Here is a 12,505-nt window from a genome sequence, read left to right as displayed (position 1 = left end):
TAATGGCATGGATCATCGCCATTTCCATTTCTCACGAATAAAGAAACCAAAAAAACCATGGTGCTTCTATCGAAGCTCCATGGTTTAAATAAGTTTATTTGGCTCTACACTTTTGCTGCCCAAATTTCGATTTCAATTTTAATTTCGGGTAAACCTAACTCCGTAATGTATCCAATTGTCATCGCAGGATAATCCTGACTGAATAATTGTCCCCACTCAGCGTATAAGAAATCCCAATCGATTTTCTCCGTTGCCCATATGTTAACTTTGATAATATGTTCGGCATCTAAATGCTGAGATTCGAGTACTGTTTTAATATTAATGAATGTATTCGTGACTTGCTCATTCAGACTGTCTGGAAAGTGTCCGCTATGATCTGCCCCAATTTGACCCGACGTCACGAACCACTCTGCATTCCTCGGAATTCTTGTAATATGCGTGTACTGTCCTACAGGAGCTGGCATATTAGCTGGATTTTTTCTAGTAATTTTGTCAGTTTTCATGTTGATTACCTCGTCATTCTTAAGATTTTTCTGCGATATTCCCTAGTTTTCTTCCTCATTTGGGCACACTTCACCCTTGGAATAGATTCTAGAAAAAGACAGCAGTGGAGTATCCATATCCCGGAGATATAAATGCAAGTGATTTTTTCTTCATGATTGGATGCTCCTCCCTTCTTAAGTGACAAGATTCTCTTGATCTCTTCATTATATATGAAACAAATCATGAATCAAATTCATCCCTCATAAGCAAAGAGCAATCCCGTGTCAACGAGACTGCTCTTTGTATATACGTAAGGGACTACACCTGGAGTTAAAAATATTGCGCTCCATTATTGGCAATAACCTCTTTGTACCAATGGAAACTTTTCTTTTTCACTCTGCGAAGTGTGCCGCTTCCATCGTTGTTCCGGTCTACATAAATGTAACCGTATCGCTTTTTCATCTCCCCGGTACCCGCGCTGACCAGATCAATCGGTCCCCAGCTCGTGTAACCCAGAAGCTCAACCCCGTCCTGTATAGCTTCAGCCATCTCGGCAAAATGACGATTCAGATAATCAATGAGGTAATCGTCTTCAACGGTGTCACTGTCCAGCAACACATCCGTTGCGCCAAGTCCATTTTCCACAATAAACAATGGTTTGCCATAGCGGTCATACAGCTGGTTACAGGTAATTCGAAGACCTTTCGGATCAATCGTCCAGCCCCATTCGGAAGCCTGAAGATACGGGTTCTTCACTGAACCAAACACATTGCCTTCGGTCGAATCCTTCAAAATCTCCGGATCAGTACTTGTACAGCGGCTGGCGTAATAACTGAATCCAATATAGTCAACTGTATTCTGCCTGAGAATATCTGCATCTTCCGGCTGCATATCAATGACGATCTCGTGCTCCCTGAAGAAACGCTTCGTATACCCAGGATAAGCTCCTTTAGACTGAACATCGATAAAGAAAAACGACTCCCGATCCTGCTCCATGGCTTTCCATACATCGTCTGGATTCGAAGAGTACGGATAGACCATGCCTGCTGCTAACATGCAACCAATCTGTGCACCTGGAATGATCTCGTGACAGGCTTTCACAGCCAGAGCACTAGCAACCAATTCATGATGCGCTGCCTGATAGAGAACCTGCTCCTTGTTCTCACCTTCCTGAAGAACAATACCCGCTCCAATGTACGGAAGATGCAGCAGCATATTGATTTCATTAAACGTCATCCAGTATTTGACCTTATCCTTGTACCGATTGAACAATGTCTTTGCATAAGTCTCAAAGAAACCAATCATCTTACGGTTCTTCCACCCACCGTACGTTTCGACCAGATGCACAGGCACATCAAAGTGACAGATTGTGACCACAGGCTCAATATTGTATTTCAACAACTCATCGAATACATCATCGTAAAACTGCAATCCCGCCTCGTTCGGCTCAGCGTCATCGCCATTAGGGAAAATCCGTGCCCAGGCTACAGATAGCCTGAAGCATTTGAATCCCATTTCCGCAAATAGTGCGATATCTTCTTTGTATCGATGATAGAAATCAATCGCTTCATGCGAAGGATAAAACTCTCCATCTTTGGGCTCATATGAATCGACATTTCCCAAAGCAATAGGGAAGCGATTAGCCCCTGTGGGGATCAGGTCAACCGTAGTTAACCCTTTGCCACCTTCAAGATAGGCTCCCTCAAGCTGGTTCGCTGCCGTTGCTCCTCCCCAGAGAAAATTCTCCGGGAAGGCTGTTAATTTTTCATACATGCACGTCTGCCTCCTATCCATAATCAACGATTACCCGAGCACTGTAAGCAATTTGTCTTTCTCTTTCACAGATGCATCCTTTGTGCCCACTACATCCAGATAATTGGACGTGTTCGTAATAATAATCGGTGTAACCGTCTCATATCCGGCATCCTTGATCGCTTGCAGATCAAATTCCATGATCAGATCGCCCACATTAACGCGGTCGCCATCTTTTACATGAGCTGTGAAATGCTGACCTTTCAATTGCACGGTATCCTGTCCGATATGAATCAGCATCTCTACACCATCATCAGTGACAAGTCCAATGGCGTGTTTGGTGCGATATACCGTTTGTACAACACCCGTGATTGGAGATACAACTCTGCCGCTGGTTGGACGAATGGCAATCCCTTTACCCATATGCTCTCCTGCAAAGGTAACGTCATTGATCTCTTTCAGTTCAACCACTTCACCAGCCATTGGGCTGAAAATTTCAAATCTGTTGTTCGGGTTTGGATCAAGTACAGGTGTTGGCGCTGGAACCGCGTCTGCTTTGTCTTTGAAACCAACAACATACGTAAGAACAAAACCAAGAATGAACGCAACCGCTGTAGCTACAAGAGCCATGTAGAACCCGGAATCAACGCCTGTTTTTGAGTTGATGAAGGTCGGATAGCCGAATACGCCAAGTCCACCAAACATGTACATTTTCGATCCGAATAATCCTAGAATTCCGCCTCCAATACCACCTGCGATACAGCTCATGATAAATGGTTTTTTCAGTGGAAGTGTCACACCGTAGATGGCTGGCTCAGTTACACCGAAGATCCCCGAGATGAAGGCTGGAATACTTAATGATTTCAATTTGGCATTCTTGGTTTTCAACATAACGGCGAGTACTGCACCAATTTGGGCAAAGGAAGCGGCGAAAGACATCGCAACCACTGGGTCAGAACCGGACGTACTTAGGTTAAGAAGCATGACTGGTACGAGTCCCCAGTGAAGACCAAACAATACAAACACTTGCCACAAACCGCCAATAACCAAACCTGTAACGAGTGGGCTTAATTCATAGATGCCTGTTGCTCCTGCACCAATCAATTGACCTGCCCATGTGGATATTGGACCAATCACAAGGAATGTTGCAGGAACGATAACCAGCAGTGTGAAGAATGGAACCAGGAACGTACTAACCACTTTAGGAATAACATTCTTGAAGAATTTCTCTATTTTCACTGCAAAGAATGTAGCGATAATGATCGGAATAACTGATGATGAGTAATTCATCAGGATTACAGGAATACCCAAGAACGTAATGTGAATTGGTGATTCAAATAATGTACCTGCGAACAACGTATACAGTGGATCACCCGCAGTCAAACCGGACAGCGTAGGATATACGAGTGTAGCTCCGATCGCCATACCGAGGAACGGTGAGCCGCCAAATTTTTTGATGGCCGTATAACCCAGGAATACCGGGAAGAAGTAGAACAGACAATCGCCCGTTGCATTCAGTAGATGGTACGTACCTGATGTGTCTGCTATCCATCCGAAGGATAAAAACATGGCTGTAAAACCTTTGATCATCCCTGTTGCTGCGAGCAGACCGAGCAGCGGAGTGAAGACACCAGAGATCATGTCGATAAACCGACTGAACAATCCAACTTTTTTGCCTGAGTTGTCCGCTTCCTCCTCAAACTGACCTTCGCTTGGGAAATTCCCCGCCTTAACGACTGCTTTATATACATCCGGCACTTCATTGCCGATTACGACCTGATACTGTCCACCACTCTGCATAACGGTAATGACACCCGGCAGATTTTTAAGTTCTTCCGTTTTAGCAACGCTTTCATCTTTGAGTTTAAAACGCAATCTGGTTACACAATGGAATACACTGTTTACGTTTTTAGCTCCACCTACACCAGACAAGATGTCTTTGGCCAGTTGATCGTAGTTCATAGTAATTCTCCCTCTCTAAGTAGACTCCCGATGCTTGTGAAACAAAGAAAACCTGAACTACTGAACATACATAACGTTCCCGAAAATTCGGAAATAAGTCATGTTATTCAGCAATTCAGGTTTTGCCCTTAACGGTTGCAACCCTGTAAGGCTGTACACAGCGATATTCAGTTGTTACACTAACAACTTCATCTTAAAGTAAGTTGCAACCCATCTTTACGGACCAAAGTGGTCGGAAGTTTCGGAATTGCCTGATTGAACAGTTACAATCCGATTGATGTATGCGCTTACTTTATGAATTCATAATATAATACCTTCTGTACTTTTGCAAGCGTTTTTTTAAGAATCTTTATTTTGTAATATTGTTACTCCGATGTGGCATGCACCACGCGCTCGATATGAATGGTTAAATACATCATTTCTTCGTCAGTCAGTTGATACGTGTAGTTATTTTCAATAAACTTTTTAATTTTCTCCGAGCACTTGTGCGCTTCAGGATACTTTTTCTGAATCATCTCGAATAACTCATCGTCGTTGTTGCTTTTATAATGCTTTCCTTTTACCAGCCGCTGAGCGAAAAACTTCAGATGGGTCACAAATCGATAATAATTCAGTGAGTTCTCGTCAAAGTCCATTTTGAAATGATATTTGATGATCGTCAAAATCTCCTGCATAACCTGAGTCATACTTCGGATGTTAGGCATCTCTTCGTTTAGTGCCGCATTGACAAAATGAAGGGCCATGAACCCTGCCTCATCCTCCGGCAAAAGCACACCAAACTGATCACAAATCATATTTAGCGCTTCCAGCCCTACCTCATATTCATCCTTGTAGAGCTGCTTGGTCTCCCAGAGCAATCCATTACGGATGGGCAGATGGTTACGATAACGTTCGATAGCAAAATGAATATGATCCGTCAGATGCAGATAGATGCTCTCGTTTAGCTTTTTCCCAAGTTTCAGCTTGGCGTAGGCAATAATCTCCTCAGACACTTTCATGTATTCCAGTGGTATGCTCGCGATTAATGCCTTGAAATTTTCCTGAATATCTTCATTCTGTAAAGTAAATATCTTATCAATATGCTGCTCGGACACCTCATCACCAGCTCGCTTCTGAAAAGCAATTCCCCGGCCAATGACAATGACTTCACGCTCGTCTTTCATCGCAACTACAGCATTATTGTTTAACACTTTCTCGATCTTCACTTTATCCACTCCAATATACAGAAAAAGGCAAACCGTACCTTCCACGAGGTCACTGGCCTTGCCCATTTCACTTCAATGTTAACTATATGTGCGTTCATGGTATTACATTTTTCTACATTGTGCAACAAAAAAATCGATGATGCTTTTCCCCTAGCAAACTACATTTTAAACGCCTAAATGAATCTGTTTATCTGCTTTGTGTTTTTTTCTGTTTGTGCATATTGAATCTGTATCGATCTACCTTCCCATACAAACCACTCCTTTAGCATGACGCCTTATTCAGGGAATTATACTTGCACCGAGAGCACCAAATCCAGAATTTCAATACCTATATGCTTCTGATCTGTATCAGACAGCCCACTACTCGCTTTTCAATTCGTCCATATAAACCAAAATTAATAGATGCATTCATGAGCGCTTCCGAGTCATTCCAGAGTAAAAGTGCTTGCACTTATTGTCTATATTTTTGCTTATATGCTGCTTAAAATCCTGTCGAATCCGGATCATAAATAAACAAAAAAGCCCCGCATAAGAGGAGGACTTAATGTGTCCGAATGATGAAGAAATGCATACAAAAAAATCAATTATCATTTTTTTGTCACGCTTTGCTCACTTTTTTGCAGACATATATCATCTCATAACTCTCATCAGTCAATGGCGTACCCTGCCAATCCTTATAGAAATGTAAAATTTCGAAACCATTTGCGCCTAATATACGCTTCATCTCTTGGGGGTATGTATATCTCAAACGGATGTTGGTACTTGTTTCGCTGATGATATTTCCATTCCCATCCTTCATCTTCCTTGTTGTAGTATAGTGCTGGATCTGCTGGACTGAATTATAGCGGCTGATGGTATATACATCAACAGTATTATGGGTTTCACTATCGACATAACTTCTCCAGTATTCTTCAGTCGGAGGTTGTAACAATTCCTCTGTGCTCGGGAAGCGAGTACCAAAAATAAAAATGCCTCCCATCTCCAAATGTTTGTTCACTGAGGATAATAATCCGTCCTGGTCTTCATTGGTCAGGAAATGTTGAAACGAATTGCCGATGGAGTAAATCATTGGGCTTGTCACATTTAATTGCAGTTTGGAACAATCCTGTTCCACCCACTCAATGGCTAATTGAAGATGTTCTGCTTTGTTTCTTGCTTCTGCTAACATTCCTTCATGGAGATCCACACCGATAAGATGATGGCCTTCCAAAGCTAATGGAATCGTCGCCCTTCCTGTACCACAAGCGATGTCAATAATCACGCCATCAGCTTTTGCAGCCCATTTGGATAGGAATTTCACATCTTCCAGGTATGCATTATTCTCCTGATCGTATAAAGCGGGGTTATCGTATTCTTCAGCATTATCTATATCAATGGTCATTCGATTCTCCCTTTAGGTGTAGTGTTTGATCATGATTTATTCTTTTTGCTTTCCTTCTCCAGCTCTGCTTCAATTCTTCGATTAATGATCTTCAACTGGTCCGAATCCAAGTGTTCGATATCCGTTAACTGTTTATCGATCTGGTACTCTTCCGCTTCACCCTTGTGCATCAGTCCCAGATGATGCTTAATGGAACGAATATCCTCGCGCATACTCATGGTCTGACGATAATTGTCTGCAACAAGTGCAAATATAATCGCGCCTGCCAGAATCGTACCATATGGGATCAGAAGACACAGAACAAATCCTACTACTAGAGCCAAAATGAGATACATGCTTTTCCCCTCCACTTTCAATTACAGTTTGAATCGTTCTTGGATTAGCTGCGCCACGTCTTTCGGGCTCTTGTCTGTGTTATTAATACGAATATAATGCTCATGCGTAATTTCTCCGGGCTCTGAGTTTAATCGATATTTCTCCATGCTCGAAAGCAGATCCTGCTCAGACCATTCGATATTACGCTTCGTTGCTTTGTGCAACAGCCGATGTGGACTCTTGTTACGCTCCAGTCGTTCCGTCGGATCAGCCTCCAGTTCAACATAACATACCTCTGCACCTCTGGACTCGAACAACGCACTGACTTTGCGAATGTACTCCCAATCCTCTTTCATATCGAATGCCCATACAAATGTAAAAATCAAACCGGGCAGCTCGCTCTTCGCCACTTCTTCAAAAATCTCCTGACGGAACAGATTAACCAGTCTCTTCCCTTGAGGCGTGCCATAGCTAAAATAAGGTGACACCAGTTCAATTGTCATGTGATTGTGAAATAATTTCAGATCGGTGATCTTCTCCAATTCCTGACCCACCGTCATTTTCCCTACAGCCTGTGGACCAAAAATAATGATAAACTTCATGCCACCACTCCTGACATTAACAATATGTATTCCATTACTTGAATTTTATGGACATTAGTCCATAATAACGCCTCTTGGGCAAATAAAGAAGAGATCTCAAGCCATCCGCTGAAAATTACAGGGCTTGAAATCTCTTCTTCGGTTTTACTTCATATTCATCGTTTCATAGTCTGCCCAACGTTAACGTCCGATCAGAACCCATCCCCACTTCATTCTTCTAAGTCCCATGGCAATCATCCATGAGAGCAAAATCGCCACAACATAAGACAGCATAATGCCAAGGCTGAAGTGTGGAGCGAGTTCCACGGAAAGCTCTCTTCTCCAGAACAAGAGCACTAATGGGTGTATTAAAAATACACCAAACGCCACCGTACCCAAAGAGTTCAGAATGCGAGTTGTCCGATTAGATCCATTCTGTTTCCATGCACCTATTCGTTCACATACGATCAGTAAGAGTAAGCAGGCTGAGAGGGTAAACAGATTACGGAATAGAAATAGCAACGTATAGGTTAGCGCCGGAGTTGCGGCGAAAGCCGTTTTTATATAAGTATTACCGTAAATAAACACTGCTCCTCCGCTCAACAATGCAGCAATCAGCACATAACGGTACGAGATCAATTTCTTCAATGCCGCATCGAAGTTCAACCCGATCCATGCACCGAATCCAATAACAATCAGGTAACTGGGCAGCAAACTCCCCATCCGTGAGAAATGAAACTGCAAATGCAGTGCGTAAAAAACAGCCTGCGCGGCAATAAAGAACAAAGGTAAATATCGATTAAATACACGATAACGTGTTAACGAAAGAAGCAGTGGAAAAACCACATAAAATTGCAAAATAATCAGAAAAAAATATAAATGCGTATGTGCAGTACCGGTTAACAATTGCTCCGAGAACTGCTTCAAATGTGCCAAAGGCTCTTTGCCTGCTAGCCATTGTTTGACGATAAAATAAATGAGTGACCAGGCCAGATAAGGCACAAAAACATAAAATAATCGCTTTTTATAAAAAGCGGGCATCCAGCCTTTTTCCTTCATCTTGGAGCTGTAATTGTAGAACAACACCAACGACGAGAGAAACAGAAATGCAGGTACTGCGAATTGCAGAAAGCTGTTCCAAAAATAGTAAAAGTCATGATCCAAACTGTGCTTGGGATAATGTGTAACTGCTGTTGAAGTCGCATGAATAGCGACCACTGCCATAATTGCAAAAGCACGATAGAGATCCAGATACTCAATACGCCGGGGCCGATTAACCGGTTGATTCATAATAAAACCTCACTTATGCCTGATAGGATGATAGTTTCCGGCCGCAATCCAGATTCTAAGTTTTATTTTAATCAGCAGACGTTAGTAATACAATCATGATCTATATTATTTTTGTTAAATTACTACAACATTCAGCATTATTCGACAATAGCTATTTACCTATCCAGAACCGCTCAACGATATTTCCGTCAGGCTCTACATAGTTTTGATCCTGAATGCCCCCGTTACGAAGAATAACTCTTCTGGATGCCTCATTATGGGCGTCACATACGACTAATACTTTGGTAATTCCGAGATCTTTGGTAATTTCCAAGGAAAGCTTGAGGATCTCCGCACCGTATCCATTCTGACGCTCGCTTGGACGAATTCCATAACCAATATGCCCTCCGCTATGGAACAGATTCTCATTCAATTCATGTCGTATATTTACGGCTCCCACCACTCGCTCACTCTCCGTCACGAGCCAGTATGTACTGTCCCTGACCCAGCCTTCCGGGATATCGATGCCTTGTTCGCTGCGCTCCAAAAAAGCTAACATCTCTTCAAAAGGATAGGGTTCTTTCGAAATGACCCACGGTACCATTGATTCTCCGCTTGCAACCCAATCTTCATAAAATGCCACATACGTTTCTTTATATTCAGCTGAAGGTTTAACCATTCTAACTTTTTCTTTGCTCATTCTGCATACGTCCTCCTTACTCATAATGTCTCTATTCAAGTAAAAAAAAGAGAACCTGCGTGGGCAGATCCTCTACTCGGTCCAGCTTTCGCTATTATAATAGTTCATGATCCTGCTTGCTTATTCCTCTAATGCACACCAGTTATACTGATTCCACCTGTTGCGCCTGCAATTCCTGCTCTGTTTTAACTACCTTGTATGTGAATTGGTAGCTTCCTGAGCCCAGAGCAATTCGTACATCTGATGCTTGCGTTTGAATTTCATGAATGTCCGCTACTTGGGCCAAAGCTTTTCCGTTCTCCAGAACCGTCTGCACATCTGCTCCAGGAAGAAGAACCGTGCCCGTCGTATTGGCAGGTATGGTCACACGAACCTCGATCTCGTTATTATCGCGGCGATACCAGTTGGATGTGACAGAACCGTACATGGTCTCGAAACTCGCTTCCACCCAATCCAGTCCTGGTCCTGGTTTGGGCTCGATGTGTACGATGCGGAATCCTGGCTCATGCTCATCTGTGTTAATTCCGGCAACATAACGATATAACCACTCCCCTATGGCGCCGTAAGCATAATGGTTGAAGGAATTCATGTCTGCACTCCACAGACTGCCATCCTCCCTGATTCCGTCCCAATGCTCCCAAACCGTAGTCGCACCTTGTGTCACTTGATATAACCAGGATGGATAATCTTCCTGAAAGAGCAGCGTATAGGCCAGATCATGATGCCCCGTATCACTCAATACCGGATTCAGATAAGGTGTTCCAACAAAACCGGTGGTCAAGTGGTTTCCTGCATCGGCAACCAGTTTCCCCAATCGATCAATGGTACGTTTCCGAGCTGTAGAATCCAATAGGTCAAAATGCAAAGCGAGCACATGCGCGGTCTGTGTGGGGACTGCAAGTTTGCCCGCTGGTGTCACAAATTCATTTTGAAATGCAGCAACAATGTTGTCATGCAGCTCATTATAATAAGTTACATCTTCCGTATGCCCCAACACCTCAGCAGCCTTCCGTGTTAGAGAAACCGAATAAGCATAGAATGCAGTTGCTACGAAATCCTTATCTGTAGCCCCAATATAGCTGTCCGGCTTGGAATCCAGCCCGAGCCAATCACCAAAGTGGAAGCCCGTATTCCACAAGTAAGGATTCTCTCCTTGAGCATGAATGTAATTAATCCAGCGCTTCATGCTGTCATATTGCTCGGCCAACAGCCTGACATCCCCGTACATCTCGTAGATCGTCCATGGACAGATCACTGCGGCGTCCCCCCAGGCAGCGGAAGAATGATTCGTATCCCCCCATCCGTCTGACGTCGAGCTCCTCAAATCAGGAACATAGAAAGGAATGCCTCCATCCTCTCCTTGATCGGCCTGCAGATCCCTCAGCCATTTGGTGAAAAAAGGCGCTGTGTTCATCAGATATGAGGATGTGCGTATAAACATCTGCGCGTCTCCCGTCCAGCCCAGCCGCTCATCACGCTGCGGACAATCTGTCGGTACGTCAACGAAATTCCCTTTTTGCCCCCACAATATATTGTGATGAAGCTGATTCACGAGTGGACTGGAGCTTTTGAAATCACCGGTTCGCTCCATATTGGAATGCAGAACTACACCGGTGAAATCCTCAAGCCGAATCTCATCCGGGAATCCAATCAACTTCACATAACGGAATCCCTGAAATGTGAAACGTGGCTCGTACGTCTCTACTCCAGCGCCTTTTAGGGTATAACGGATGCACTGCGTTGCACCACGCAGGTTTTCAGTGTAGAAATTACCCTGATGATCCAATATCTCGGCATGTAGCAACTCAACCGTATGCCCCGCTTCACCCTGAATGCTGAATCTCACCCAACCGACCATATTCTGTCCCATGTCCAGCACACGCTCTCCCAGTGGAGTTGTAAGCAAAGTGATCGGTTTAATTTGCTCTATTGGCGTTACGGGTACGTTCTCTTGTGCAATAATAATCTCCTTGGAGTGATCCAGTACACGTACCGGCGACCATTGGACTGAGGATGAATCCTGCCAATCAGATTCCATACGTGCATCATACGTTTCGCCCATATAAATGTCCGAGCTGCGAATGGCGCTGGGGGAACTCTTCCAGTTTCGATTCGAAATAATATGTTCTTCTGAACCATCGGTATAATGAATATGAAGTTCCAGCAGCAAGCCTACGTTCGTACCGTATATCTCCTGCTTTTTCTCCCATCCCAAATGTCCTTTGTACCAGCCATCTCCCAGATAAGCACCGAGTATATTCTGTCCATTCTGAAGCTGTTCGGTAACATCATAAACCTGATATTGCAACCGCTTACTATAACTGGTCCAGCCCGGGGTGAAGTACGCTTCGCCCACTCGCTGATTATTCAGATGAAGTTCGTACAATCCAAGTGCAGTCACATATATTCTTGCCGAAGCTACAGGCCTTTTCAATTCAAACGAGGTACGCAGTCGTGGGCAAGACTCATCCTGCTGAGAGGAAGGATCGACTGTGATCCACTCCGCCTGCCAGGCATCTTCACTACCCATGAATCCCGTCTCGAAATACGCTGACTCCGACCAGTCCGATTCATCTCCTGCACGATCCCAGGCACGAATGCGATAATAGTAGCGGGTTCGTGCTTCTGGCACCCAGTGCTCCAGTTCAACATGAATGGACTGATCAGAGCTCTTTTTGTGGGAATCCCATTCAATCTGAGCAAAATCTTCCGTTCGTGACAACTGAATTTGATAATCTGACTGTACACAATTTCTGTGATCGGATTGCAAATGCCAGCTTAATCTGGGTGACGTGATATCTAGTCCAATCGGATTTACTCTATACTCACAACGCAGATGACTTACGGTCAACATCAG

Annotated in this window: 10 protein-coding genes; all 10 read right to left on the bottom strand. The window is 43.8% G+C overall.

What is annotated here, in order from left to right; translation table 11 throughout:
* Nucleotides 1-104 precede the first annotated feature (104 nt).
* The 10 genes from BMW94_RS17880 to BMW94_RS17835 all read right to left on the bottom strand — a co-directional run bounded on the left by BMW94_RS17880 (nt 105) and on the right by BMW94_RS17835 (nt 12,502).
* Nucleotides 105-503, bottom strand: coding sequence for a RidA family protein (locus BMW94_RS17880; RefSeq protein WP_091000362.1), 399 nt, complete (start codon nt 501-503; stop codon nt 105-107).
* A gap of 310 nt (nt 504-813) precedes the next feature.
* The gene (locus BMW94_RS17875; protein ID WP_091000361.1) at nt 814-2,256 is read right to left on the bottom strand and encodes a 6-phospho-beta-glucosidase; all 1,443 of its coding nucleotides are present in this window, start codon (nt 2,254-2,256) and stop codon (nt 814-816) included.
* Between the two features lie 30 nt (nt 2,257-2,286).
* A complete protein-coding gene (locus BMW94_RS17870) occupies nt 2,287-4,197 on the bottom strand; it encodes a beta-glucoside-specific PTS transporter subunit IIABC (protein ID WP_091000360.1) in 1,911 nt (636 codons plus the stop codon).
* Between the two features lie 365 nt (nt 4,198-4,562).
* Complete coding sequence (gene licT, locus BMW94_RS17865; RefSeq protein WP_091000387.1) at nt 4,563-5,402, bottom strand: BglG family transcription antiterminator LicT; 840 nt, start codon at nt 5,400-5,402, stop codon at nt 4,563-4,565.
* A 598-nt stretch (nt 5,403-6,000) separates the two neighbouring features.
* Complete coding sequence (locus tag BMW94_RS17860; RefSeq protein ID WP_175480748.1) at nt 6,001-6,783, bottom strand: class I SAM-dependent methyltransferase; 783 nt, start codon at nt 6,781-6,783, stop codon at nt 6,001-6,003.
* 29 nt (nt 6,784-6,812) lie between these two features.
* A complete protein-coding gene (locus tag BMW94_RS17855; RefSeq protein WP_091000359.1) occupies nt 6,813-7,118 on the bottom strand; it encodes a hypothetical protein in 306 nt (101 codons plus the stop codon).
* Nucleotides 7,119-7,139: 21 nt separating this feature from the next.
* Nucleotides 7,140-7,700: a DEAD/DEAH box helicase family protein gene (locus BMW94_RS17850; RefSeq protein ID WP_091000358.1), complete on the bottom strand. Its 561-nt coding sequence runs from the start codon at nt 7,698-7,700 to the stop codon at nt 7,140-7,142.
* Between the two features lie 180 nt (nt 7,701-7,880).
* The gene (locus tag BMW94_RS17845) at nt 7,881-8,969 is read right to left on the bottom strand and encodes an acyltransferase (RefSeq protein WP_091000357.1); all 1,089 of its coding nucleotides are present in this window, start codon (nt 8,967-8,969) and stop codon (nt 7,881-7,883) included.
* A 151-nt stretch (nt 8,970-9,120) separates the two neighbouring features.
* A complete protein-coding gene (locus BMW94_RS17840; protein ID WP_091000356.1) occupies nt 9,121-9,648 on the bottom strand; it encodes a GNAT family N-acetyltransferase in 528 nt (175 codons plus the stop codon).
* Nucleotides 9,649-9,790: 142 nt separating this feature from the next.
* Entirely contained in the window at nt 9,791-12,502 is a 2,712-nt protein-coding gene (locus tag BMW94_RS17835; RefSeq protein WP_091000355.1) for an alpha-L-rhamnosidase, read from the bottom strand.
* Nucleotides 12,503-12,505: the final 3 nt, after the last annotated feature.

The organism is Paenibacillus sp. OK003, from assembly GCF_900109515.1.
GTDB classification, from domain to species: Bacteria; Bacillota; Bacilli; order Paenibacillales; family Paenibacillaceae; genus Paenibacillus; species Paenibacillus marchantiae.
Note: the sequence above shows the minus strand (reverse complement) of the source record. Positions and strands in the feature narration are given on the sequence as shown.